23 protein-coding genes, 1 tRNA gene and 1 riboswitch are annotated in these 26386 nt (G+C 46.5%); of the genes, 14 read left to right on the top strand and 10 right to left on the bottom strand.

The genetic code is table 11. From position 1 onward, the window contains the following. The first annotated feature begins 134 nt into the window (after nucleotides 1–134). The 9 genes from R7Q09_RS22845 (at nucleotide 135) to thiH (ending at nucleotide 8996) form a co-directional block, all read left to right on the top strand. Nucleotides 135–211 (top strand) — tRNA-Trp (locus tag R7Q09_RS22845). Between the two features lie 244 nt (nucleotides 212–455). Continuing rightward, nucleotides 456–1838, top strand: coding sequence for a multicopper oxidase family protein (locus R7Q09_RS22840; protein ID WP_213886957.1), 1383 nt, complete (start codon nucleotides 456–458; stop codon nucleotides 1836–1838). Between the two features lie 123 nt (nucleotides 1839–1961). After that, complete coding sequence (gene crcB, locus R7Q09_RS22835; protein ID WP_005378811.1) at nucleotides 1962–2345, top strand: fluoride efflux transporter CrcB; 384 nt, start codon at nucleotides 1962–1964, stop codon at nucleotides 2343–2345. A gap of 60 nt (nucleotides 2346–2405) precedes the next feature. Beyond that, nucleotides 2406–2504, top strand: a riboswitch (TPP riboswitch). 163 nt (nucleotides 2505–2667) lie between these two features. After that, nucleotides 2668–4608, top strand: a complete 1941-nt coding sequence (thiC, locus tag R7Q09_RS22830; protein WP_005378810.1) for a phosphomethylpyrimidine synthase ThiC — start codon at nucleotides 2668–2670, stop codon at nucleotides 4606–4608. Then, a complete protein-coding gene (locus R7Q09_RS22825) occupies nucleotides 4608–6023 on the top strand; it encodes a thiamine phosphate synthase (protein WP_318071247.1) in 1416 nt (471 codons plus the stop codon). The genes thiC and R7Q09_RS22825 overlap by 1 nt, the downstream gene beginning before the upstream one ends. After that, nucleotides 6010–6783, top strand: a complete 774-nt coding sequence (gene thiF, locus R7Q09_RS22820; RefSeq protein ID WP_318071246.1) for a thiazole biosynthesis adenylyltransferase ThiF — start codon at nucleotides 6010–6012, stop codon at nucleotides 6781–6783. Before R7Q09_RS22825 ends, thiF begins: the two co-directional genes overlap by 14 nt. A 38-nt stretch (nucleotides 6784–6821) precedes the next feature. Beyond that, complete coding sequence (gene thiS / locus R7Q09_RS22815; RefSeq protein ID WP_005378804.1) at nucleotides 6822–7076, top strand: sulfur carrier protein ThiS; 255 nt, start codon at nucleotides 6822–6824, stop codon at nucleotides 7074–7076. A 5-nt stretch (nucleotides 7077–7081) separates the two neighbouring features. Further along, on the top strand, nucleotides 7082–7849 hold the full coding sequence (locus tag R7Q09_RS22810; RefSeq protein WP_318071245.1) for a thiazole synthase: 768 nt from the start codon (nucleotides 7082–7084) through the stop codon (nucleotides 7847–7849). A 34-nt stretch (nucleotides 7850–7883) separates the two neighbouring features. Continuing rightward, nucleotides 7884–8996 (top strand): 2-iminoacetate synthase ThiH, encoded by a 1113-nt coding sequence (gene thiH, locus R7Q09_RS22805; protein WP_318071243.1) that lies wholly within the window; start codon nucleotides 7884–7886, stop codon nucleotides 8994–8996. 163 nt (nucleotides 8997–9159) lie between these two features. On the opposite strand, the gene R7Q09_RS22800 is transcribed toward thiH, so the two are convergent. Both R7Q09_RS22800 and R7Q09_RS22795 read right to left on the bottom strand, forming a co-directional pair. Next, a complete protein-coding gene (locus tag R7Q09_RS22800) occupies nucleotides 9160–10950 on the bottom strand; it encodes an aminopeptidase P family protein (RefSeq protein WP_318071242.1) in 1791 nt (596 codons plus the stop codon). A gap of 203 nt (nucleotides 10951–11153) precedes the next feature. After that, complete coding sequence (locus R7Q09_RS22795; RefSeq protein WP_005378791.1) at nucleotides 11154–12095, bottom strand: LysR family transcriptional regulator; 942 nt, start codon at nucleotides 12093–12095, stop codon at nucleotides 11154–11156. 107 nt (nucleotides 12096–12202) lie between these two features. Here R7Q09_RS22795 and R7Q09_RS22790 point away from each other — a divergent pair, with 107 nt between their 5' ends. Together R7Q09_RS22790 and R7Q09_RS22785 are read left to right on the top strand one after the other, a co-directional pair. Next, a complete protein-coding gene (locus R7Q09_RS22790; RefSeq protein WP_005382927.1) occupies nucleotides 12203–13396 on the top strand; it encodes a multidrug effflux MFS transporter in 1194 nt (397 codons plus the stop codon). Nucleotides 13397–13487: 91 nt separating this feature from the next. Then, entirely contained in the window at nucleotides 13488–13769 is a 282-nt protein-coding gene (locus R7Q09_RS22785; RefSeq protein WP_005378786.1) for a hypothetical protein, read from the top strand. Between the two features lie 31 nt (nucleotides 13770–13800). On the opposite strand, the gene R7Q09_RS22780 is transcribed toward R7Q09_RS22785, so the two are convergent. The 4 genes from R7Q09_RS22780 to R7Q09_RS22765 all read right to left on the bottom strand — a co-directional run bounded on the left by R7Q09_RS22780 (nucleotide 13801) and on the right by R7Q09_RS22765 (nucleotide 16254). After that, nucleotides 13801–14256, bottom strand: a complete 456-nt coding sequence (locus R7Q09_RS22780; RefSeq protein WP_054575520.1) for a DoxX family protein — start codon at nucleotides 14254–14256, stop codon at nucleotides 13801–13803. A gap of 10 nt (nucleotides 14257–14266) precedes the next feature. Beyond that, entirely contained in the window at nucleotides 14267–15025 is a 759-nt protein-coding gene (locus R7Q09_RS22775) for a DNA-binding domain-containing protein (RefSeq protein WP_054575521.1), read from the bottom strand. Further along, nucleotides 15022–15894, bottom strand: coding sequence for a DUF692 domain-containing protein (locus tag R7Q09_RS22770; protein ID WP_258480522.1), 873 nt, complete (start codon nucleotides 15892–15894; stop codon nucleotides 15022–15024). Before R7Q09_RS22770 ends, R7Q09_RS22775 begins: the two co-directional genes overlap by 4 nt. Before the next feature lie 99 nt (nucleotides 15895–15993). After that, nucleotides 15994–16254, bottom strand: a complete 261-nt coding sequence (locus tag R7Q09_RS22765; RefSeq protein WP_005378779.1) for a DUF2282 domain-containing protein — start codon at nucleotides 16252–16254, stop codon at nucleotides 15994–15996. A gap of 281 nt (nucleotides 16255–16535) precedes the next feature. On the opposite strand from R7Q09_RS22765, the gene uvrD reads away from it, so the two are divergent. After that, nucleotides 16536–18710: a DNA helicase II gene (gene uvrD / locus R7Q09_RS22760; protein WP_005378778.1), complete on the top strand. Its 2175-nt coding sequence runs from the start codon at nucleotides 16536–16538 to the stop codon at nucleotides 18708–18710. A 919-nt stretch (nucleotides 18711–19629) separates the two neighbouring features. On the opposite strand, the gene ggt is transcribed toward uvrD, so the two are convergent. From ggt to rarD, 4 genes are all read right to left on the bottom strand, one after another. Beyond that, the gene (ggt, locus tag R7Q09_RS22755; protein WP_213877939.1) at nucleotides 19630–21396 is read right to left on the bottom strand and encodes a gamma-glutamyltransferase; all 1767 of its coding nucleotides are present in this window, start codon (nucleotides 21394–21396) and stop codon (nucleotides 19630–19632) included. Between the two features lie 111 nt (nucleotides 21397–21507). Beyond that, nucleotides 21508–22167 carry a LysE family translocator gene (locus tag R7Q09_RS22750; protein WP_005382916.1) on the bottom strand — a complete coding sequence of 220 codons (660 nt, stop codon included), beginning with the start codon at nucleotides 22165–22167 and terminating at the stop codon, nucleotides 21508–21510. Between the two features lie 91 nt (nucleotides 22168–22258). Continuing rightward, on the bottom strand, nucleotides 22259–23056 hold the full coding sequence (locus R7Q09_RS22745; RefSeq protein WP_054575524.1) for an AraC family transcriptional regulator: 798 nt from the start codon (nucleotides 23054–23056) through the stop codon (nucleotides 22259–22261). A gap of 71 nt (nucleotides 23057–23127) precedes the next feature. Next, nucleotides 23128–24045 carry an EamA family transporter RarD gene (gene rarD / locus R7Q09_RS22740; protein ID WP_005378774.1) on the bottom strand — a complete coding sequence of 306 codons (918 nt, stop codon included), beginning with the start codon at nucleotides 24043–24045 and terminating at the stop codon, nucleotides 23128–23130. A gap of 178 nt (nucleotides 24046–24223) precedes the next feature. Here rarD and recQ point away from each other — a divergent pair, with 178 nt between their 5' ends. Both recQ and R7Q09_RS22730 read left to right on the top strand, forming a co-directional pair. Further along, the gene (gene recQ, locus R7Q09_RS22735) at nucleotides 24224–26059 is read left to right on the top strand and encodes an ATP-dependent DNA helicase RecQ (RefSeq protein ID WP_005451195.1); all 1836 of its coding nucleotides are present in this window, start codon (nucleotides 24224–24226) and stop codon (nucleotides 26057–26059) included. A gap of 9 nt (nucleotides 26060–26068) precedes the next feature. After that, the gene (locus R7Q09_RS22730) at nucleotides 26069–26374 is read left to right on the top strand and encodes a DUF3630 family protein (protein WP_005378772.1); all 306 of its coding nucleotides are present in this window, start codon (nucleotides 26069–26071) and stop codon (nucleotides 26372–26374) included. Nucleotides 26375–26386: the final 12 nt, after the last annotated feature.

The raw sequence follows: 26386 nt of genomic DNA, 5'->3' as shown, positions 1-26386 counted from the left end.
TGGTAGTTCAGTTGGTTAGAATACCGGCCTGTCACGCCGGGGGTCGCGGGTTCGAGTCCCGTCCACTCCGCCACTTAATATCGACAACCTCGCTTATGCGAGGTTTTGTCAAATCTAGAATATGAAAATTCTATAGGGGTGTAGCTCCAATTGGCAGAGCAGCGGATTCCAAATCCGCGTGTTGGGAGTTCGAATCTCTCCACCCCTGCCACATATCAGGCTCTGACTTAGGTCAGAGCCTTTTTTGTATCTGGTTTCTTCTCATTATTACAGCTTATTTCTACTCTTATCCCGTAAGTATGGCTTTCTGCTGTACTTTGGCAGCATTTAATCTACTGAACGAACAAAACTACAGTTAGCTGTAATGATCAGTGGCCCGAAATTTTAATAATAAAGGGGAATCACTATTTATATTTAGTTACACTCAACCGATCTGGATTAATGAGTAACTATGTATGGATATATCTCGTCGACGCTTTCTTCAATCATCCTTAGCAATCTCCGCGCTTGCCGTTCTACCTGCATGTTCTCTATCTAGGAGCACTAATAAGCAGGGGCAATATATATACGATATCACTGCAGAGCCTTCTACTGCAGAATTGGTCCCTGGGTTTAACACAGACGTACTCGCATTTAATGGTTCGATTCCAGCGCCTGTGATTCGTTGTCGCCAAGGCGAGAAAGTTATAATTCGGTTTACTAACAAGCTTTCAGAGCCGACTACAATCCACTGGCATGGCTTGCGAATCCCTATTGAAATGGATGGTGTCCCTTTCTTGAGCCAGCAGCCTATCATGCCAGGTGAAACATTCGTTTATGAATTTACACCACCAGATGCGGGCACATTTTGGTATCACCCACATATGAATAGTGTGAAGCAGCTTGGTATGGGCTTAGTCGGGCTAATTGTCGTTGAAGAGGCAGAGCCGGTTCAGTTTGATGAAGAGCATGAAGTCGTCCTCAAGCATTGGCATTTAGACAAACTAGGTCAGTGGAAGAACCTTATGGTGCCGCGCTTGAGCGCTCGTATGGGGACTCCCGGAGAGTGGAGTAGCGTCAATGGTGTGCATGAACCTGTTTATACGCTGAAGCAGAATGCCACTACGCGATTAAGAATTGCTAATGTCGATAATACCATTACTTACCCGATCGCTATTGAAGGTGCAGAGGCTTGGGTTATTGCTATTGATGGTAATCCTGTTAAAGCGCCTTATAAGCTCACTCAGCACAAAATTGGTCCGGGAATGAGGTTAGATATCGGATTGATTGCTCCGAAGGCTGGAACACGTGTTTATGTGCGTCAAATGAAAGGACGCTTCCCATTCCCTTTGTGCGAGTTTGACGTTGTTGAGTCTGACTTGCCGAGCAACCAGAAACTGCCTTTATTACCTCTCAACCCTGTGCCAGCTCTCGATTTGAAAAATGCAGAGCAAATCGATTATGTGTTTGAGTGGGAGGGGGCGATCACTCCTGCTGATAAATCGGGCAAAGCGATACCTAAGTTCTGGCTGATGAACAAACGGGCTTGGGAGGGAATGAGCAAAGATAATATTCCAGCGCCGCTTTCAACATTGGAGATGGGAAAAACCTATATCTTCAACCTAAAGAACGTCACCCAATATCATCATCCTATTCATCTTCATGGACACACATTTACGGTTCTTGAGTTAGATGGCAAAAAACTCGACGAACCGTTTCATACCGATACGGTCTTGCTTGGAAATAACGGCAGTGCGAAAGCGGCATTTGTTGCAGATAACCCAGGACGTTGGATGTACCATTGTCATGTGATCGAACACATGAAGACGGGTTTGATGGGTTACATCGAAGTAAAGTGACTCCTGTAACTTTTAAAATCTTGATAAGTTTTAAGCGCTATACTTTGCTGAATTCTAAGATTGTATAATCACTATTGCCGTAAATTTGATTACAATGTCGCCATTAACTTTTCTGGGGGAATTATGGGACAACTATCCGTTTTGGGTTTTATTGCATTGGGTGGTGCATTTGGTGCATGTTCTCGTTACTTAATTTCTGAACTTTGTGTCATTTTATTGGGGCGTGGTTTTCCATATGGTACGTTAACCGTTAACGTTGTTGGCTCATTTATGATGGGCTTATTGATAGCAGCTTTCGATAATGAACTTTTGGCAACGGAACCTTGGCGACAAGTGATTGGCTTGGGTTTTTTAGGGGCACTAACGACGTTTTCCACCTTCTCGATGGATAATGTGTTGCTTATGCAGCAGGGCGCTTTCTTTAAGATGGGGTTGAACGTATTGTTGAATGTCGTGTTAAGTATTTCAGCTGCGTGGATAGGCTTTCAATTATTGATGCGCAGCTAGCAAAGTAGTTAAAAGTTGAACAGGTCGGCTTGGTTTCACCAAGCCGTTTTTATATACTGACATCACTTGTCGGAGTGCCATAAGGCTGAGACCGTTAATTCGGGATCCGTTGAACCTGATCAGATTAGAATCTGCGAAGGGAACAAGAGAAGATATTCACACCGGAGTTCTTTCTGGTTGATCTATCAAAAGTCGAATGTTGTTACAGGCAAATATCGTAAGCTTTAACTAGCCTTAATTTGACTCCTCTTGTCGCATCTATCCGCCAAGCATTTTTATCCAATTACTTTTTATCTAGTATAACAAAGCAAGGAAAAATGCTATGTCGAGTCGCAAACAAGCGAGACTGGAAGCAAAACAGTTCATTGATACACTCTCGGTACAACCGTACCCCAATTCAAGCAAAGTCTACGTAGAAGGCTCACGTCCAGATATTCGTGTGCCAATGCGTGAAATATCACTCGCTGATAGCCTTATTGGAGGCACAAAAGAAGCGCCTATTTTCGAGCCTAATGAGCCAGTACGCGTTTACGATACCTCGGGTGTATACACAGATCCAGAGCACACCATAGACCTCTATAGCGGCTTACCTAAGCTGAGAGAAGGGTGGATTGAAGAGCGTGCCGATACTGAGCTACTTGATGAAGTAAGCTCGGTGTACACCAAAGAACGCTTAGAAGACGAAACACTAGACGATCTTCGTTACGGTAATCTACCACGTATTCGACGTGCCAAAGATGGCCATTGTGTGACCCAATTGCACTATGCTCGCAAAGGTATTATTACCCCAGAAATGGAATATATCGCGCTGCGTGAAAACATGGGGCGTGCCAAGTATCGCGATGAAGTGCTGAATCAACAGCATCCGGGTCAAAGCTTTGGTGCGAACCTACCAAAGGACATTACTGCAGAGTTTGTGCGTAAAGAAGTCGCCGAAGGTCGCGCTATTATCCCTTCTAATATCAACCACCCAGAATCCGAACCAATGATCATTGGGCGTAACTTTTTGGTCAAAGTGAACGCCAACATCGGTAACTCATCGGTCACTTCTTCGATTGAAGAAGAAGTAGAGAAACTAGTGTGGGCGACGCGCTGGGGTGGCGATACCGTTATGGATCTCTCTACTGGACGCAATATTCACGAAACTCGCGAGTGGATTCTACGTAACAGTCCGGTTCCGATCGGTACCGTGCCAATGTACCAAGCGCTTGAGAAAGTGAACGGTGTTGCGGAAAACCTTAACTGGGAAGTGATGCGCGATACCCTGATTGAGCAAGCAGAGCAGGGCGTTGACTACTTTACTATCCATGCCGGTTTACTACTTCGTTATGTGCCAATGACTGCAAAACGCGTTACTGGCATCGTCTCTCGTGGTGGTTCTATCATCGCGAAATGGTGTTTAGCGCATCACCAAGAAAGCTTCTTATATACCCACTTCCGAGAGATCTGTGAAATCTGTGCTAAGTATGATGTGGCACTTTCTCTCGGTGATGGTCTGCGTCCTGGCTCGGTGGCCGATGCTAACGACGAAGCGCAATTTGCAGAGCTTCGTACCCTTGGTGAGTTAACCAAGATAGCGTGGGAATATGACGTACAGGTGATTATCGAAGGTCCTGGTCATGTTCCAATGCACATGATCAAAGAGAATATGGAAGAGCAGTTGGAGCACTGTCATGAAGCTCCTTTCTATACGCTTGGTCCGCTCACGACAGACGTCGCTCCTGGTTACGACCATATTACTTCAGGCATTGGCGCAGCCATGATTGGTTGGTATGGCTGTGCGATGCTTTGCTACGTAACTCCGAAAGAGCATCTTGGCTTACCAAACAAAGAAGATGTGAAAGTAGGAATGATCACTTATAAGCTTGCTGCGCACGCCGCTGATTTAGCGAAGGGACACCCAGGCGCACAAGTGCGTGATAACGCGCTTTCTAAAGCTCGCTTCGAGTTCCGCTGGGAAGACCAATTCAACTTATCACTCGACCCTGATACCGCACGCGCTTTCCATGACGAAACCTTGCCTCAAGAGTCTGGAAAAGTTGCCCACTTCTGTTCGATGTGCGGGCCAAAGTTCTGCTCGATGAAGATCTCGCAAGAGGTTCGAGAGTATGCGAAAGACACAGAGCAAGTTGCTGCGGACCAAGCTATCTCAATCAAAATGCTGGATGACCCTCTTGAGGGGATGCGTCAGAAATCGCAAGAATTTAGAGAGTCAGGTTCTGAGCTATACCACCCAGCAGCACATGCCGAGGTAAGTGACTAATGAGCAAAATCCTTATTCCGTCATCATTGATTGAACTGACAGGTTTAGTTCAGCAATGTTTGTTGTTGGCGAAAGAACAGGGTTTTAGCATCGAAGACATTGAGTTGGGTGTGAGCCCAACTCAATCTATTCAGCTTGTTCGCGACCAACAGAACACACGCATAACGACAGATCTTATTGATGGTTATGATTCTGAGCATGAGAGTTCATTTGTGCTCTATTACCGCTCTGCTTTATCGGTAGAAGCGTGCGCTAAGCAACCGTCGAAAGCGATTCATATTGGCATTGCTGATACGCAGGTATCCGATGAAAAGGAGAAAGTGCTTCAGCTTGATATCTGGCGTCACCCAATTAACAACGAAGTGAGAGCGCTTTCCATTGAGTCCAAATTCAACGCAATGTTCGATCCCGAACATCACCTTGCTTGGATAGTAACGCTGACAGTACTCGATTTTCCTATCGAAGATGCGTTAACACTTGCTCGAGGAATGCTAACTCTACAAGCGAATGTTTCACGTGAAACACTGTTGAATGACAACCTTGACGAGGTTCAATCAACTCAGTGGGCTGACCAATTTGATGATTTCCCCACACCTGTACTGGAGGATAACCGACTAGGTATTCAAGTTGGTTGGTCTGCACAAGGCGAGAGCGTTAGCTTTCCAACTCTAACTAAGCAAAGTCTAGGGCTCTATCCAGTCGTTGATGATGTTGCTTGGATTGAGCGTCTACTGCCACTAGGCATCGACACTATTCAACTGCGAATCAAGAACCCACAACAAGCCGATTTAGAACAACAGATCATTCGAGCAATTGAGCTGGGTCGTCAGTATCAAGCACAAGTGTTCATCAATGACTATTGGCAGTTGGCAATCAAGCATGGCGCTTATGGCGTTCACCTAGGACAAGAAGACATAGAAGAATCGAATTTGGCTCAGCTAACTAAAGCCGGCATTCGTCTTGGTCTTTCTACTCATGGTTATTATGAGCTACTGCGCATCGTACAAATTCATCCTAGTTACATCGCGCTAGGACATATTTTCCCAACCTCCACTAAACAGATGCCATCGAAACCACAAGGTTTGGTGCGCTTGGAACTGTATCAAAAGCTGATTGATAGCATTCCTTATGGAAACACAGAGTTGGTTTTCCTTCCCGCAAAAGAGAAAGCAGGTAGTGACTATGTGCTTGGCTTTCCGACGGTCGCGATTGGTGGCATTGACCAATCTAATGCAGACCAAGTTTGGCAAACGGGTGTTTCTAGTTTGGCGGTTGTGCGTGCTATTACGTTGGCAGAATCACCTCAGTCCGTTATCGAGTTTTTTGCACAACTGATGAAGGAAAGACAACTAACGTTTACTGAGCAGAATAGTGAATTGGCGGATACCAAGAGAGGCGAGCATGCTCACGGATAAGCAGTTCCTTCGCTATCAACGCCAAGTCGCTCTGCCTGAAATTGCTGAAAGTGGGCAAGAGCGCTTGAGCAAATCGCATGTGCTGATCATCGGTTGTGGTGGGTTAGGGAGCGCAGCGAGTTTGTACTTGGCATCAGCGGGTGTTGGTAAATTGGTTGTGGTTGATGACGATGAAGTTGATAGCAGTAACCTACAGCGTCAGATCATTTATCGTGAACAAGACCTCCAAGTTGCGAAAACAAAAGCGACTGTAAAGCAACTCAATGAACTTAATTCTATGGTCCAAGTTCGTGCTCTCAATAAGCGATTAGACAAAGCACAGCTCCAGCTTGAGGTGATGCTGGCGGATGTGGTGCTCGACTGCACCGATAACATGCCAACGCGCCAGCTCATTAACCAAGTTTGTTTCGAACAAAATACGCCGCTCATCTCGGCGGCAGCAATTGGTTGGCAAGGGCAATTCGCTGTCTTTGATTACCAAATACCAAGTGAACAAGAATCGCAGAGTAAAGCCTGTTATCGCTGTTTGTATCCGTTCGACGAATTACCGCAAACGCAAAAGTGCAGTGAGAGCGGTGTCGTCGGTCCGGTGGTGGGTACACTTGGCAACTACCAAGCGATAGCGGCAATTCAAAAACTGGCGACGGGAAAGTTTCATGTCGAGACTGCCAAGTTACACCTGTTCGATGGATTGAAGCTGCAATGGCAAACCATGGCGATAAGTAAAGATAAACAGTGCCAAGTGTGTGCTCAGATTTAGCTTACGAGTAATGGGCAGAATTAAGAGAGTTGGAAGCAATGACGTTATCAGAACAACAAACAACACAAATGACAGCTGCTGACTTAGATGTGATCACTATTGTCATCAATGACCAGTCACATCAAGTTGCCAGTGAGTCAAATCTACAGCAAATCATTAGTCAATTTGCGCTGCCTGAAATGGGCTGCGTTTTTGCAATTAATAACAATGTTGTGCCGCGCAGTGAGTGGGCTAGCACAGTTCTTTCACAGGGAGATAGCATCTCTTTGTTTCAAGCGATCGCAGGGGGTTAAAGTCGATGCTTAAAATTGGTGATAAACAATTCGAATCAAGACTGTTCACGGGAACAGGGAAGTTTGCCAACAGCCGATTAATGGCAGAAGCGATTCAAGTATCGGGTTCTCAACTTGCGACCATGGCGTTGAAGCGTGTGGATGTGAACGACCAACAAGACGATATTATGCTGCCGTTAGTACAAGCGGGTGTGAACTTATTGCCGAACACCTCAGGTGCAAAGAATGCTAAAGATGCTGTGTTTGCAGCACAATTGGCGAGAGAAGCGTTGGGTACTAACTGGTTAAAACTAGAAATTCATCCAGACCCGAAGTACTTGATGCCCGATCCAATTGAGACACTAGCAGCCGCTGAGCAACTGGTTCGTGAGGGTTTCATTGTCCTGCCTTATTGTCATGCTGACCCGGTTCTGTGTAAACGATTGGAAGAAGTAGGCTGTGCTGCAGTCATGCCATTAGGTGCGCCGATCGGTTCTAACAAAGGGATAGTTTCTCACGATTTCCTAGAGATCATCATCGACCAAGCTAATGTTCCTGTCGTTGTTGATGCGGGTATTGGTGCTCCTTCACATGCCGCGCGTGCGATGGAAATGGGCGCGGATGCCGTGCTCGTCAATACAGCGATTGCAGCTTCGAGCGATCCCGTTGCGATGGCGAAGGCATTTAAGTTGGCGGTAGAGTCCGGGCGTATGGCTTATGAAGCTGGACTTGCCGGTAAGGTTTCTCATGCGGTTGCGTCGAGTCCACTGACGTCATTCCTAGATGAACTTTAGTCCTAGATTGGTTTAGCTATTAAGCGAGGAAAGCATGAGCTTCGTTGAACAATTTAAGCAGCTTAATTGGGATGATATTTCGATGTCGATCTACGCGAAAACGGCACAAGATGTCGAGCGGGCATTGAATAAACCCAAACGTGATTTGGAAGACTTTAAAGCGCTAATTTCACCAGCGGCTGAAGCGTACTTAGAGCAAATGGCGCAGCTGTCATATTCGGCAACTCGTAAGCGCTTTGGTAATACCATGTCGCTTTACATTCCATTATACCTCTCTAACTTGTGTGCCAATGCTTGTACTTATTGTGGCTTCTCCATGGAGAACAGAATCAAGCGTCGTACTTTGAATAGGGACGAAGTGGCTGCAGAAGTTGAAGCCATTAAACGCATGAAGTTTGATAGCGTATTGCTGGTGACTGGTGAACACGAAACCAAAGTGGGCATGAAATACTTTCGCGAAATGGTGCCGATGATTAAGAAGCGCTTTAACTATTTAGCGATGGAAGTGCAGCCACTTGATCAAGACGAATACGCTGAACTCAAGACATTGGGTTTAGATGCGGTGATGGTTTATCAAGAAACGTATCATCCTTCGACGTATGCCGAGCACCATTTGCGTGGCAATAAGGTGGATTTCGAATACCGATTGGATACACCCGATCGTCTTGCAAAAGCAGGCATCGATAAGATCGGTATTGGTGCTTTGATAGGATTGGAAGAGTGGCGTACCGATTGCTTTTATGTGGCTGCGCACTTGGACTATCTTGAGCGCACGTATTGGCAGACTCGTTACTCAATTTCTTTCCCACGTTTACGTCCTTGTGAGGGCGCGCTCCAACCAAAATCAGTCATGACGGATAAGCAGCTTGTGCAGTTGATTTGCGCTTATCGCTTGTTGAATCCAGAAGTGGAGTTGTCATTATCGACTCGTGAATCACCGAAGTTCAGAGACAATGCATTACCGTTAGGTATCACCAGTATGTCTGCTGCATCGAAAACTCAGCCGGGTGGGTATGCGATGGATGATGTTGAACTCGAGCAGTTTGAGATCAGTGATGAGCGAAGTGCTGGTTCTGTGGAAGAGATGATTCGAGCCAAAGGTTTTGACCCTGTATGGCGAGATTGGCACTCAGCGTATTCTGGTTAAGTAGCAAAGAAAGCCACTGGTCATCGTTATGTTTCACGTGAAACATAGGCAAAAAAAGAGGGTTGATGCAAAACATCAACCCTCTACTTTTTTCTAGCTTCTAGCTTCTAGCTTCTAGCTTCTAGCTTCTAGCTTCTAGCTTCTAGCTTCTAGCTTCTAGCTTCTAGCTGTGTGCTACTGGTAGCGTTGCTTGACGAAGCCACTCTTTCACATCACCTTCAACCAGCGGGCTGATCTCATCCCACACTTTCTGATGGTAATCATTCAGCCAAGCAAGTTCTGGACGAGTTAGCATATCAACGTTGATGTTGCGCTTGTCGATTGGGCAACGTGTTAGCGACTCAAATGACAGAACAGGGAAGTCACCGTTAGTTGGGGTTTCAACAACAAGCTCTAGGTTCTCGATACGGATACCAAACGCATCTGCACGGTAGTAACCTGGCTCGTTGGATAGCACCATACCTTCTGTTAGAGGCACGTCGATTTGCTTCTTAGAAATGCTAGCCGGACCTTCATGAACACTTAGAAAGTGACCAACACCGTGACCAGTACCGTGATCGTAATCGTAGCCTTCCGCCCATAGGTGTTGACGAGCTAGCGTATCGATTTGGTAACCACGTGTGCCTTTCGGGAAACGTGCACGAGCAACACCGATGTGACCTTTTAGTGCGAGAGTGAATTGTTTAATCATCTCTTGTGAAGGCTGACCGATCGCAATTGTACGTGTGATGTCTGTTGTGCCATCTAGGTACTGACCACCTGAATCCACTAGGTAAAGCGTGTTCAGTTCTAGCTTGCCAGGTTCAGGTTGGTTCTCGTGGTTGTAGTGACACATCGCTGCGTTGCCGCCTGCTGCCGAAATAGTATCGAAGCTAAGGTCCATAAGCGTTGGGTCTTCGCTACGGAACGCTTCCAGTTTGTCTGCCAGCGTCGCTTCATCATGCAGATTACCTGCAACGACTTCTGCATCTAACCAAGATAGGAACTTGCTCATCGCCACGCCATCACGGATATGACATGCTTTCATGCCTGCGATTTCAACTGCGTTCTTCGCTGCTTTTGGCATTAGGCATGAGTCAGCTTTACTCACCACTGATGCGCCAGCATTTTGAAGAACCAACTTAAACCATGCGTTACTTGTCGCAGGGTCAACCAATACATTCTTGCCAGTTAGAGTTTCTAGCCGTGCTTGCAATGCTTCTGGGTGATGAACTGTTACGCCAGAACCAACGTGAGCGTCAAACTCAGCAGGTAGGCGAGTTGGATCTAGGAAATATTCCACGCTTGAATCTGAATGCAGAATCGCGTGAGAAAGCAGAACTGGTAGACGTGATACATCTAGACCACGAACGTTGAGCAACCAACAGATAGAATCAAGTGCTGTGATTACTGCGCTGTCTGCGCCGGCTTTTTTCACTAGCTCTGCGATTTCTTGACGTTTGCTTTCACTTGATTGTCCAACCGCTTCTGTTGCCATTAGGCGAACATCAGAAACCACAGGAGCAGGGCGGTCGTGCCACAGCTCATCAATTGGGTTGCTGGCGAGAATCTTAAGCTCAAGTGCGCCTGCAAGTTTTGCTTGTGCCATGTCTAGCCAAGCAGAGTTGTGCATGCGAGGGTCGATTGCCACAGACGCGCCATTTGCAAGATGGTCTTTAATCCAATCTAGTGCAGGCTCTTCAATCAAGTGACGGTATTCGAATAGATCAGCAGGAACCTGCTTTGTTACTTGTACTGTGTAGCGACCATCAACAAAGATAGCGGCTTTGTCTTTGGTGATTACCGCAGCACCAGCAGAACCAGTAAAGCCAGTTAGCCAATGTAAACGCTCGTTGTGCGCTGGTACGTATTCACCCAAGTACTCGTCTTCATGAGGGACAAGTAGGGCATCAATATTATGTTGTGCTAGCCATTCGCGAATTGCATTCACGCGGCTTTGGGTATCGTTGTGCATCTGTGTTATTCCTTCAAATTACCGCTCCTTCATGCTCAGGTGTGGGAGCTGTTTCCATCTGCTTCATGCAGTTTACGATTCCATTGAGGTTCGCAATCACTTCAATAGAGTCGGAGTACAACTAGGCCATAGATGAGCCAAAAAGGACTACGACAGTTAAGCTACTCATTTTAGCCGCTAAGCGCAAATTGAGTGCGGTGTTTTTATCTAAGGTGATCGGTTTTTTGTGTGATCATCGTACGTAGCCAGCCTAATGCAGGGTCGTTTTCTCTATCTCGGTGCCAGAATAAAGTGTAAGCCATAGGTGGGAATTCTAACGGTAGTGGCAGCACGACCAAATCAAGCTGTTTGGCCGCAAGTTGCACAAAATGACTTGGCGCAGTAAAGATAAAGTCGGTGTATGAACATAAACTTGCGGCACTGTTAAAGTCGGGCACGGTGACGGCAATATCGCGGTCGGCGCCAATATCTGCAAGGCGATAATCCAGCAACCAACGGTCGTTGCCATCACAGCGTACTTGTACATGGCGTAGGGCGAGATAGGCTTCCAGATTCCAAGGTTGTTTTAGCGCAGGATGGTTTTTGCGAATGATGCACATTTGGTAATCACGATAAATTTCCAACTCGCAAATGTCATCGGGTGGTTGAAGAGTCAGCTTGGCATCGTTTATATCGATATCTTTTCCAGTTAGGCCTAAATCCAGTTCGCCGCGTTGAAGCATTTTAAATGTATTATCCGACCACGGGTGTGTGCTGATTGTCACGCCAGGTGCTTGTTGAAAAATCGCCGGTAAGAAATGGGGTAGAATGAGAGGGTAGACACTCTCTACCGCTGCTATTTGAAAACGGTATTCGCTGCTTTGCGGAGAAAACTCTTCGGGTTGAGTCAGCACTTCTAACTGATTTATCAACAGATCCAGTTTCGGTTTAAGAAACAATGCGCGCGGCGTAGGTGTTAATCCATGTGAGTTTCGAGTGAAAAGCGGGTCATCAAATTGAATGCGCAGTTTAGCCAGTGATTTACTTACGGCGGATTGGCTTAAGCACAATCGGTGGGCCGCACGAGTAACATTTAACTCTTCAATCAGCACTTTAAAGCAGACCAATAGATTTAAATCGATACGAGCCAGTTTTTCGACGTTCACAGTGAATTTCCTCTGAGGAATAATGCTCATGATTATACATCATTTCCATTCATATCATCAGATGATTAAGCTTTACCCAAAGTTCTTTATCCAATTCGGAGTGTTGTGTGTCTAGCCAGTTTTCTAATAGTAAAAAACAGATGGCGTTATTGACCCTTTTGGTTCTTTTCAGTCCTTTAGCGATTGATATTTATCTACCTGCTTTACCTCTTATTGCTTCCACTTTTCAGGTCGATAATGCGCTAGCACAAGACACGATCACTTGGTTCTTATTTGCTATGGGTGTTGGTCAGCTATTCGCAGGTCCCCTAGCAGATAAACTCGGACGTCGAACTGTTGCATTGGGCGGTATCACCATTTACGCGATGAGCGCTTTATTGGCGTGGAGTGCTCAAAATATTGAGTGGATGTTGGTTTCCCGACTGCTACAAGGCTTAGGTGCGTGTGCGACATCGGTAGCAGCCTTTGCAACAGTTCGCGATATCTTTGGCCCGGAAAAAAGCGGCAAAATGATCAGCTACCTTAACGGTGCGATTTGTTTCATTCCGGCTTTAGCTCCAATTCTAGGTAGCTGGTTAACTCAGCAATTTGACTGGCGTGCTAACTTTAGCTTTATGGCTGGTTTTGCTGTGGTGTCTGGATCATTGATGTTTTTCATGATGAAAGAGACTAACCCGTCAACAGAAAAGCAAGCCGTGTTTAAGCTTAGTCGGTATTGGGCAGTGCTTAGCACACCATCTTTTGTTTTCCATGCGTCATTATGCTTGATGGCGATGGCGGTTATTCTTGCTTACGTTACCTCAGCACCGTCGGTATTGATGACGGGGATGGGGCTGTCGATGAATGAATTCACTTTCTGGTTTGGTGTAAATGCGGTGATAAACATTGCGGCATGTATGCTGGCGCCTAAGTTTATGGAGCGCGTTGGAACTCACAACACCTTGGTCACCGGGATCTCAACTCTGGGTCTCGCAGGTGTGATCATGCTAGTGATGAATGGTCAGAATACCGCGCTTTCTTTCATGTTACCTATCTTTATGTCTTCTGTAGGTTTTGCATTCATTCTGGGTGCAGCGGCAGGGAAAGCGTTAGAACCGTTTGGTGATAAGGCGGGCACGGCAGCTGCACTGCTTGGATTGTTCCAAATGAGTGGCTCTGGTTTGTTGGTGGGTACACTGCAACGCTTATCTCTGGATCCGCAAACCTTGATCGCAATTCATATGTGGGTCCTATTACCTGCGTTGGTCGTTCTGTTTACAAAAGCAGGGAAGAACTGGCACTCGAGCTTTGCGAAAGCGTAAATCAGTGTAATTTAGTATTTTCCAATGTAAGTAAGGCGTGTATATTTGTCACTCAGACTTTTCCTGACACCATAACGGAACTCAAAAAGTAATGTCGTTAACCACGTATGAAATGGCTCGTATTCTAGAGCAAATGGAAGATTCACCAGAAAAGGTGATGTTTGGCAAGTTGCTTAATGAGCTGGGTAATCAAAGCTCCGAGCGTATTCGTAGTGCGGCTAAACAAGTACCTCTGCCAATTTTGCGTGATATCGTGTACCAATTTCAGCAAGTGATTGAGTCACGCAAAGATGAACAAGTCGAGCAGATGGCAAAAGACCTCGCTCAGCAAGGTATCTCAGCAGAAGAGCTACTGGCTTACTTGAATAAATAATAAAAAATCCCCGCATGATGCGGGGATTTTTTTAGCTCGTCATTTTCTTTTTCAGGATGTGGTCCAAAGACAGCGGTCCTGGCCCCCATACGATTACGATAAGAATCATCAATCCCCAAAGTTGGTGGTCATAAAAACCTTTCTCCCACAACAGTGGGTAAGAGATCACTGCGATGATGTTGAACACAAACAGCATTGCTGCCATCGGGCGGGTAATCAATCCCAGTGCCAAGAACACCGGTAGAACCAACTCCGCAGCCGTACCTAAATAAGCCGCCAATTCCCATGGCAAGATTGGCACTTGGTATTCCAGCTCAAATAAGTACAGCGTGCTATCCCAAGATGAGATTTTGATTAGTCCTGAATTGAAGAACACCCAAGCAACCCAAAAGCGGCAAAAGAGAAGTAGTAAAGGGACAAAGGCTGCTTGTAAGGTACTGATTAAATCGTCGTACCGATTCACTAAGTTTTTAACCGTATCCGTCATAGAGTGCTCCTTAGATTGATTGCAATGTAAAGCCGTCAACAATATCGAGTGCCATGATGCGATTGAGATGAGCGAGTAAAACTTCAGGTATTTCGCTCAAACTCTGCTTCTGCTCTAAACATTGCAGCAGTTGGAACACATCAGCATCGAGTGCGTGACACAAGGCTTCTCCATTGGCTTGAATCGAGATGACACCTTGCTGTAATTGGTTGATATTAAGTTGTTCGAATTGCCCAGTTTGAATCGCGCTAAATAGATCGAATACTGCGTAGTTGGAGTCAAAGCTGCGGCAGCCCTTTTTAAGGTGTAAGACTAAAGTGGGTTGTTGCTCTTCACTCACTTCGCCAAGTAACGCAAGCGGTTTTAATTCCGCTGCATTGGATTGCTCATACTGTGCTTGACGAGCTAGGTCGATATGCCACTCGAAGCGTGCGACTTCAGGGCTGTAAGGTGCTTGTGCGATCACCTGACTGAACTGCATGATGGTGTCTTGAAAGCCTTCGCCATAATGCACCACATTTCCTTCTTCTAATGGGTAAGAAAGAACATGCTGGCGAGCTATCTGTTCAAAGCATTCTTCACCAAGCAGCGCTTCAACCATCGGGTAGGTCGCGGACAACACTTCGCTTAAGCTGACGATAAAGTTATTGCGGTAAATTTGTATGCGTTCATCAGCGGTAAACTCATCACTGGCAATATCGCAGTCTTCACCGAGCGCTTGATAGTGCAGGGCTTTAGCAAACTGGCTTTGTAAGGTGGCTAGATTCATGATGCCTTCCTTGGTTCGCTTTGTTCACTTGGAAGTGTGCCTTGCAACAGTAGTTGCGATGCTTTCTGCGCTTCTTCGAGCAAGACTTCTGGCGCGGGGATATCCAAATCCCATTCAATCAACGTATGACGTGGACCGTGTTTTTTTGTCCACTGTGAAAACAACTGCCAAACTTCATCGCTAACTGGGCGGCTATGGGTATCAATCCATATCTCACCTTTGTCGAGTTGTTTAATGGTAAAACCTGCCAAGTGAATCTCATCCACTTTGTCGGCCGGAATCGCATCTAGGTATGTGTCGCAATCAAAACCGTGGTTGAACGCCGAAACATAAACATTGTTTAAATCGAGCAATAAACGACAGTCAGTGCGCTTTTGCACTTCGGTAAGAAACTCCCATTCGCTGATGGTCGAATGTTGAAACTTCACATAACTAGATGGGTTCTCTATCAAGATCTCGCGTTGCAAATATTCCTGCACTTCATTCACGTTACGAGTGAACACGTTGAGCACTTCTTCCGTATACGGAAGTGGAAGCAGGTCATTAAAGTAGTGACCGCCGTTTTCACTCCAACTTAAATGGTCAGAAACAAGGATTGGATCGATTGAGTCAATCAGTGCTTTAAGTTGCGCAAGATGCTTTTGACTAACACGTTCCACCGAACCTAGCGACAAACCAATACCGTGGCAGCTAATTTGATATTGCTCGCGAAGCGTTTGTAGCTGATGGCGCTCTGTTGCATTGGGTTGGAAATAGTTTTCACTGTGGATTTCTAACCAAGACAACTCGGGTTGGTTTTGGCTAAAGTAATCGAGGTGAGGAGTTCTTAATCCAACTCCAACAAGGTCGTGGAAGGTGTGGTGTTTCACGTGAAACTCCTTTTCAAATCGTGCGGGAAGAGAAGGATGCGTCTTGGCTTTGCGTTGGTTGAGCGTCAACGCATCCTCACAATAGCTAGCGATAAAAGATTATGAAGAAGAAGTGCTACCGCCAGCGAGCTTGTCACAAAGACCTTTTGGTACGACTACGAATGCGTCTTTTTGGTTATCTTCTTTAGAAGTACCAGCGCATGAGCTGCTTTTTGTTGCACAGTCGTTTTTACCTGCTTTAGAAACGCCATAGCACTTTTCTTTTTCAGCAGCGACAGCTGGAGCTGCAGTTAGCATTGTGCCACCAAGAGCTAGAAGACCAGTAACAGCAGCAGTAACAGCTAGATTCGACTTTTTCATAATAAATTCCTCTGAATGATTTCCTTTACTTTAAGTTGGCAAGATGAATCGCCTGTTTTGGCGTTTTTGTTATCAACTTGCTTAACTTAAAAGATAGGAAACTGGCTAAAAAACTTTCAGAAAAATTTCTGAAGTAAATGGGTTTGCAGGGTCAAATAGGTATAACTAATTGATGTATTGGGCAAAAAAACATCAATTTTTTTATCAAGTTTTGTCTAAACAGCACCCGGTTGTTTAGGTTATAATCGGTTTTTATGTATAAATAACCAGTAGCTCTCATCATGATGGATCCATCTCTATTACTCGACGGTTTGAACGATAAACAACGTGAAGCCGTTGCAGCACCTCTAGAAAACTTGCTCGTTCTTGCTGGCGCAGGAAGTGGTAAGACACGCGTTCTTGTTCACCGTATCGCTTGGCTGATGTCGGTCGAGCAAGCTTCTCCGTTTTCAATCATGTCGGTAACCTTTACCAATAAGGCGGCGGCAGAGATGCGTGGACGTATCGAAGAGCTAATGATGGGCAGTGCAGGCGGTATGTGGAATGGTACTTTCCACGGCATTTGTCACCGTATTCTGCGTGCGCACTATCTTGATGCCAAGCTACCGGAAGATTTCCAAATCATCGACAGTGACGACCAACAGCGTCTGCTAAAGCGTTTGATCAAAGCGCAAAACCTCGATGAGAAGCAATGGCCAGCACGCCAAGTGGCATGGTGGATTAACGGCAAGAAAGACGAAGGTCTGCGCCCGTCGCACATTGATGCGTACCATGATCCAGTGACCAAGACATATCTGCAGTTGTACACCGCTTACCAAGAGGCGTGTGACCGTGCTGGTTTAGTCGATTTTGCGGAAATCTTGCTGCGCGCACATGAGCTACTGCGTGATAACAAGTTCGTCCGTGAACACTACCAAGCACGCTTTAAGCATATCTTGGTGGACGAGTTCCAAGATACCAACAACATTCAATATGCTTGGCTACGTATGATGGCGGGTCCTGAGTGTCACGTGATGATCGTAGGTGATGACGACCAGTCGATTTATGGTTGGCGTGGTGCAAAAGTCGAGAATATTGAGAAGTTTACGCTCGAATTCCCAAGCGTAAATACCATTCGTCTTGAGCAAAACTACCGTTCAACCAAGACCATTCTGGAAGCATCTAACACCCTGATTGCGAATAACACCGAGCGTATGGGTAAAGAGTTGTGGACGGATGGCGTGGTCGGTGAGCCCATCTCGGTTTACAGCGCTTACAACGAATTAGATGAAGCCCGTTTTGCGGTGAACAAAATCAAAGAGTGGCAAGACAAGGGCGGTGCTCTGAATGACGCTGCGATGCTTTACCGTAACAACGCCCAGTCGCGTGTTCTGGAAGAAGCGTTAATTCAAGCCGGTCTGCCTTACCGTATCTACGGCGGCATGCGATTCTTCGAACGTCAGGAAATCAAAGATGCCTTGAGCTACATGCGTCTGATTGCCAACCGTAACGATGATGCGGCGTTTGAACGTGTGGTGAATACGCCAACGCGTGGTTTGGGTGATAAGACGCTTGAAACCATCCGTTTTGCGGCTCGTGACCGTGGTTGCACCATGTGGGAAGCGAGTGTGGCAATGTTGGACGAGAAGGTGCTTGCTGGTCGCGCTGCTGGTGCTCTGAGCCGTTTTATCGAGCTTGTCACCGCGCTAGAAGACGACACCTTAGAGATGCCGCTGCATCACCAAACTGACCATGTAATTAAATACTCGGGCTTGTTCGCGATGTACGAGCAAGAGAAGGGCGAAAAGTCTAAGGCACGTATTGAGAACTTGGAGGAATTGGTGACCGCAACTCGCCAATTCGAGAAACCAGAAGAAGCCGAAGACATGTCACTGCTGACGGCATTCCTAACCCACGCAGCACTAGAAGCGGGCGAAGGACAAGCGGACGAATTTGAAGATGCGGTTCAGCTCATGACATTACACAGTGCGAAAGGTCTAGAGTTCCCATTGGTGTTTATGGTCGGTGTGGAAGAAGGCATGTTCCCAAGCCAAATGTCGGCAGAAGAAGCAGGGCGCTTAGAAGAAGAACGTCGTCTGTGCTACGTAGGCATGACCCGTGCGATGCAGAAACTGTACATCACTTATGCTGAAATGCGCCGTTTGTATGGTCAGGATAAGTACCATAAACCGTCTCGCTTTATCCGTGAACTGCCAGAAACATGCTTGGATGAAGTACGAATGAAGGCGCAAGTTAGCCGTCCTTCAAGCAGTGGTCGATTTAGCCAAACTGTTGTGAAAGAGAGCTTTAATGAAACCGGCTTTACGCTAGGTTCTCGTGTGATGCATCCAAAGTTTGGTGAAGGCACCATCATCAACTTCGAAGGCAGTGGTCCACAGAGCCGTGTACAGATTGCCTTTAATGGTGAAGGCATCAAATGGTTGGTAACTGCTTACGCACGACTAGAGAAACTGTAAGGCTTCACCAAAACTCATACCAATCGTAGTAAATAACTGGTCATTCTAGCTTGTTAAAATATTCGATAACTGCGTTGCAATTTTTGATTGTAGAATAACTACTTATCGAAAAATTGCGCCTTGTTCTCAAGCATTTTCCCTACGCTATTTCTGATCACTTATTTACTGTGATTGGTATCATCAACTTAAGAGCTGCTTCGGCGGCTCTTTTTGTTTGTGCGGTTTTGGCGTCGATAAAGCAGTAAAAAAATGGAATTCGAAAGCGCGATTTAACGGTGCAGATGAGAAAAACTTTAGGCAAAGAAAAACCCCGAGGGCTTGCGCCCATCGGGGTTATAGTCTTACTCGCAGCAATCCAGCTACTAAGAGTGCTCCATGCATCTAATCCATGATAGTGTGCTGAATCCGTCAGCTTAATCCTTACGTCGCCTTCCTAGCGGTGTCCTTAATGACCTTATCCTGGTCTGCTAACTATCCTCGTTAGCTCTCATCACTTGTTCCCTGAGCGGTGTCCCTGACATCATCCTGATGTTCAAATCCTTGCCTCGTCCAGAGGTGTCCATTTCCCGTCCTTAGTAGCAACCATCCTAGTCACTATTGATTCCGTTCAATGTCCAATTTTGCAATCCATGCCCGACTATTCATCCTGAATAACCGTTTCTTCTTCCTGAAGTTCACCAAGTCCGTGGTGTTTCCTGTTCCGTGTCAGCATCCTTCCGACAGGTTTAATATTACGTGTTTAACGATTTCCAACAACGGGCTAATCTCACATTTTTTAACTCTCTTAGCGTTCAAAAAAGATACATGAGTATTAAATTCAATGGCTTATGCTCTTTTCTGTACGGTTTTACCATTAAAAAAGAGAGGTTTACTCAACCCTTTGTGAGAGATCTCGCACAAGGGGTCGAGCGAAAGACTCTTACTGCCCGATAGCGGCACCTTCACGTCTTGGATCCGCAGCGCCTTCAAGACCGTCTTTTGTTATTCGTATCGCATGCAGACCAGAGTTCAAATCCCGAACATCGGTTTTAAAACCCATCTTCTCCAGAGCAGGCTGTAAGCCCTCTGCGGCGGTACCTTGCTCAATATCTAAGGTGCCAAAACGGTTCAGCAATCGTGGCTGATTAATCGCGCTCTGGATGTCCATATCCCATTGCGTGTGGGCGATAATGGCTTGTGCGACGTAACCAATAATGCGGCTGCCACCCGGTGAGCCAATTGCCATGTAAGGTTTGTCATCCTTCATCATAATGGTTGGTGCCATAGATGAACGTGGGCGTTTGCCCGGTTCTAATCGGTTTGCGATTGGCACACCATCTTGATGCGTGCGGAAAGAGAAATCGGTCAGTTCGTTATTGAGCAAGAAGCCGCGTACCATCAAGCGTGAGCCAAAGGCGTTCTCGATGGTTGTTGTCATTGAAACCACATTGCCTTGCTTATCGACGATATTGAAATGGCTGGTGGAAGGCAGCTCGATCGATTGGTCCATGCTTAAGTTCATGGCGTGCGACCAAGGAGGATTACCGGCTTCAGCCTTACTCAAGGCTTTACCGACTTGAATGAGCTCAGCACGTTGTTTGAGATAATCTTTATCAAGCAAGCCTTCGGTTGGCATTGGCACATAATCTTGGTCAGCCATGTATTTACCACGATCCGCGAACGCAAGGCGCGATGCATCGGCGATCACTTGCCATGATTTCGCGCTTTCGGCTCCCCAACCTTTAAGATCGTATTGCTCGGTGATCGCGAGAATCTGTCCAACCGTCAATGCGCCAGAGCTAGGTGGTCCCATGCCACAGATATCATAGCTTTGATAAGCCGCACAAACCGGCTCACGTTGCTTGATTTGGAACGCATCAAAGTCAGGTTGTGCCAATACGCCAGGATTGCCCGGTGCATTCTGTACTGTCTTGATGATGTCTGTGGCGATATCGCCTTGATAGAAAGCTTTTGCCCCTTGCTCTGCAATTGCCGTCAGAGTTTGCGCGTATTCAGGGTTCTTCAACAACGTGCCTTCGGCTTTTGGTGAGCCATCTGGATTGAAGAAGTAAGCCTTAGTCGCAGGGAAGCGAGATAGGCGCTTGGCATCTTTTTCAATCAGACTCGCGAGGCGAGGACTGACTTCGAAACCTTGCTCAGCCAAGGTAATCACGGGTTGGATTATCTTCTTCCATTCCAACTTGCCGTATTTCTGGTGCGTGTCCCACAGCAGTTTCACTGTACCTGGAGTGGCAACGGAACGCCCACCGACAACCGCATCGTAAAATTGCAGTGGTTGTCCTTTGTCATCTAGGAAGAGTTTCGGCGTTGCGGCGAGCGGTGCGGTTTCGCGTCCATCATACGTAGTCAGTTTTTGTTTCTCACTGTCCCAATACACTAAGAAGGCGCCACCACCAATGCCTGAAGATTGGGGTTCTACTAAGCCCAGCATCAGCTGCACGGCAACCATAGCATCAATAGCATTACCACCTTGTGCAAGAACGTCTGCCCCAGCTTGGGTGGCAAGTGGGTTGGCTGCGGTAACCATATAATCTTTCGCTTTGATCAATTGTTTTTGCTCGAAGCCAGTGCTGTGCTCCGGCGCAACTGCATCTGCTGCTTGGTTAGCAAAGACTGAGGTAGATAAGATTAGTGGGGAAGTAAGAAAAAGACCCGTGGTCACGAGTCGGTTGAACGTCCAATGCATGATGACTCTCCATGTTGCCAGTTTTGTGCTTTGAGCTTGGCAGTTATGGAGAGTCACGTCGAGTCAGCAATCTTAGAAATGTCGATTGTGCTACGCTTTTAAATCAGTACTTTATCCGATAAAAGTATTGATAGTTTGGTATAGAATACTGCCGCCCACTAGAGTAAATACCACGCCGCATAGACCGTCGATGTAGATACCCGCTTGTTGCAATTTACGCTGTAAGCGCTGTGTCGACAGCATCCATGCAAGGCTAGAGAACCAGAATAGCGACAAGCCAAACAGGATGACCAGTGCAATACCTTTGCCAGTAATCGACATACCTGCTGGGACTAAACTCGACATCAAACTGACAAAGAACACCAGGGCTTTTGGGTTAAGAATGTTGGTCGCAAACCCTTTAGCAAACGCTTGACGCTTATTGCTGATCACTAGGTTATTTTGCTTCTTAGGTTGATCCGTCTGTGGTTTTTGGATCATCGAGATCACGGCACGCAATGCGCCAATTCCCAAGTAGAGCAGGTAACTACCACCGAGCAGTTGTACCACGGAATACAGCACTGGGTGCTGGTGGACGACAAAACTCACACCTGTCAGGCTGAACAAAGAGTGCAGCAAAATACCGACGGACAATCCCAACGCAATGTACAAGCCAGTTTGACGACCATGACGCGTCGCATTTTGTACGACCAGCGCAAAGTCCGGACCTGGACTCATTAGGGCAATAAAGTGAATGCTGGCGAGTGTCAGCAATATGGTGGATTCATTCATAACACATCTCAAATTTAACCAATGCGGCTATTGTCGTGGTAAGTCACCTGTGGCGCTTGTAAAAAACTGACAGCTTTCTCGGTAAATGAAATTAACGAGTCACTTGAGAAGGGGAAACGCCGTAGGTCTGCTTAAACGCTTTGCTGAAATGCGCTTGATCGTAGAAACCGATTTGATGGGCGACGTCGGTACTACATTGACCAGCTTGCAGTAACTTCATGCCTTGTTCGAGGCGCAGGCGTGCGAACCATGCATAAGGCGTCATGCCAGTTTGCGCTTTAAAGTGGCGCTGGAACTGAGTTGGGCTCAGTTGGCACAGTTCTGATAGCGAATCCAAACGCACCGCTTGGTCGAGGTTCGCCATTAGATAATCTTTTAACGTTCCAAGTGATTGATTTCCTAACGGCACCACTTTTTGTCGCTCAAGCGATCCGTAGCGATCAAAAAGCTGGTTAAATCCTTCAAAAGGAAGGCAATCTTTGGTGAGTTGGCTGAGGTTTTCACGACGAAGTAGTCCGTGTAAGTTACTAAGTTGTGAAAATATCTGGGGATCCGAGATGATCAGCTCGTTGAAGTGTATTATTTGACCGTTTTGCTTAAGATCAGCCAGATCGCTCAATAGGTGAGGTTCGATCGCAAACACATTTACTTCGTAGCCACTCTCGAGCTTAGATTGCCCGTCGTGCAGCTCATCCGGCGGCATAATCACAATTTGCCCGTGACCAACTTGGTGGCTGTTACCTTGGTATTGGAACTTCTGCGCACCATGCGTGATCAGGCCGAGATGAAAATCCAGGTGGTAATGCCTTTGAAAAGCAAATTTCTGGTATTTCGCCTCTATTAGACTCAAGTTGTCATGGTCGGTTGCGTAGTACTGAATATGTTCCATTAAATAAAAAAGCTTGGTCACATTATGACCAAGCTTATCTGGCAATTTCTAACTTGTCTTGTAAAAAACGATCATTGTGGCTGAACGATTCGGCGTGAGCGACGGTTATTACGTAATCCATCAAAGCTAAACACGACTAGTGCTCCCCAAATAAAGACGAAAGTGATCGCTTTATCCATGGTAAAGGGTTCGCCATACATCAATACTGCAAGTAAAAACATTAAGCTTGGGCCTATATATTGGAAAAAGCCCAAAGTCGATAATTTGAGTCTTGTTGCTGCACCCGTAAAGCACAGCAGTGGCAGGGTTGTTATAACCCCAGCCGCGATCAACAAACTATTTAACGTAAGTGGATTCGTAAGCATATTTGAGGTTGGTGTATCGGCAATAAAAAGCAAATAAACAGCGGCCACTGGCAGTAGAAGTAATGTCTCGATAAACAAGCCAGTTTTTGCATCGACACTGACTTTCTTTCTTAATAAGCCATAAAAGCCGAAGCTCATTGCTAACGCCATCGCAACAACAGGTACGGAGCCAAATACAATCAGTTGAACGAGTACGCCACAACCTGCCAATACAACCGCGAACCACTGTAATTTACGCAGTCTCTCTCCCAAAAATACCATCCCGAGTAAGACGTTGATCAGTGGGTTAATGTAATAACCTAAGCTGGCGTCGAGCATATGATTCGAGTTTACCGCCCAAATGAAAATCAACCAATTGCCGCCAATTAACATGGAACTTGCGATCAGGTAAGCGATTTTCGTTTTGTCTTTCGCGATGTGGTAAGCCGAGCGCCAGTGACGGCCAAAATGGAGGAGTGCAGCAAGCAAAAAGAAAGACCATATCACTCGGTGGCTTAGAATTTCCAAAGGAGATACTTGTGCGATGGACTTAAAGTACATCGGCGCAATGCCCCACATGGTATACGCGCCAATCGCTAGCAAGATGCCTTGCCGCGCGCGTTGTTGTTCGTCTTCTGGTGTCATGAAGTGTCACCTAATTGTGTGTTTTATAGAGCAGAAAATCAGTATACGAGTCGTGATGCGAAACACCTAACAATTTGCGGTTTTATTCACCATGAAACCCCATTACAATGTGCCCTCACTTTGTGTGCCAGTGGTATGCATAAGCACCTCTTTTTTAAGACCCAATCTGAGACTTTTCATGACCTCGACCTTGTTAGCCGAACAATCTGATTCGCCTGTAACGCCTCAACGTGTGTTGGAGGATGTGTTTGGTTACCAAGAGTTCCGTGATGGTCAGCAGTTGGTGATTGACGCTGCGGTAGAAGGTCGCGACAGCTTAGTTATCCTGCCTACTGGTGGCGGTAAGTCGCTGTGTTATCAAATTCCTGCTTTGGTTCGCTCTGGCATTACTTTGGTGATCTCTCCGCTTATCTCGCTGATGAAGGACCAAGTGGACCAGCTTAAAGCCAACGGTGTAGCGGCTGAGTGCATTAACTCGACCATGCCTCGTGAAGAGCTGCTCAGCGTGTATAACCGCATGCACACTGGCCATCTTAAGTTGGTGTACGTCTCGCCAGAACGCGTATTAATGCGTGACTTCATTGAACGTTTGGAAAACCTGCCGTTATCGATGATTGCCGTTGATGAAGCGCACTGTATTTCCCAGTGGGGACACGACTTCCGTCCAGAATATGCCGCGCTTGGTCAACTTAAGCAGCAGTTTTCCCATGTGCCATTTATGGCGCTGACGGCGACCGCAGATGACGCAACGCGCCGAGATATTCTTGAACGTCTGCAACTGAATAATCCAGAGGTTTACCTAGGCAGCTTCGACCGTCCCAACATTCGCTACAACTTAGTTGAGAAGCACAAGCCGGTTTCGCAAATCGTTCGTTATCTTGAAACCCAAAAGGGGAATTGCGGCATCATCTATTGTGGTAGCCGTAAGAAAGTTGAGATGGTGACCGAGAAGCTGTGCAACAACCACATTCGTGCTGCTGGTTATCACGCAGGTATGGACGCTGATGAGCGCGCTTACGTTCAAGAAGCTTTCCAACGTGATGACATCCAAATTGTAGTGGCGACCGTGGCATTCGGTATGGGCATCAACAAACCAAACGTGCGTTTTGTGGTTCACTTTGATATCCCGCGTAATATCGAGTCCTACTATCAGGAAACCGGTCGTGCAGGGCGTGATGGTCTACCTGCGGAAGCCATGATGTTGTATGACCCAGCGGACATCAGTTGGCTGCGCCGTATGTTGGATGAGAAAGACGATGGTCCACAGAAGCAGGTGGAAACCCACAAACTGAATGCGATGAGTGCCTTTGCTGAGGCGCAGACTTGTCGTCGTCAGGTACTATTGAATTACTTTGGTGAGTATCGTGAGAAGCCATGTGGCAACTGCGATATTTGCTTAGATCCACCGAAACACTTTGATGCCACGGAAGAAGCGCGTAAGGCGTTGTCTTGTGTGTACCGTGTTAATCAGAGCTTTGGTATGGGCTACGTGGTAGAAGTGCTACGTGGCATGCAAAACATTCGTGTACGTGAAAATGGGCACGATAAGATTTCTACTTACGCGATAGGGCGCGATCATAGCCACGATTACTGGGTGAGTATTTTCCGTCAGTTAATCCACAAAGGGCTGCTGTTCCAAAACATCACTCGTAACTCAACGTTGCAACTTACCGAAGAGGCGCGTCCGTTGTTGCGTGGCGATGTGACTCTGGAGTTAGCGGTTCCACGTTTAGACACCGCAGCACGTGCGGCGAAGTCAGATAAACTGACCAGCAAGAACTACGACAAAAAGCTGTTTGCTAAGTTACGCAAGTTGCGTAAGTCGATTGCTGATGAAGATGGTTTGCCACCATACGTGGTCTTCAGTGACGCGACTCTGATTGATATGGCGGAAATTCTGCCAACGTCTTACGGCGAAATGCTGGCAGTGAGCGGTGTTGGTCAACGCAAACTAGAGAAGTACGCCGATCCATTCCTTGATTTGATTCAAGAACACATTACTCACCACGGATAAGGAACCAAGATGCAAAAGGAATTTGGCTTAGCGGACTACATGGCACAAGAAGGGCGCTTAATCATTACTGCGCCGAGCTTTGACCTTGATAGTTTTCCTGCCTTAGGTGAGCGTTTAGTCGGCTTGCTTTCCGCTACTGTGGTGGAAAAGCAATGGGATGCGGACATTCACTCTTGGCTGATCGACTTTGAAGGTTGCCGACTGTTTATGAAAGCAGAGCATTACAGCGAAGCGATTTGGTTTGAAGCGTTAGCGATTGAAGAGAGCAGGGAAGAGTTGGATTATCTTGCAGGATTGTTCCAGCGCGGTTTCTAAAAATAGAATTTT

This window comes from Vibrio sp. 2130-1, from assembly GCF_033339515.1.
Note: the sequence above shows the minus strand (reverse complement) of the source record. Positions and strands in the feature narration are given on the sequence as shown.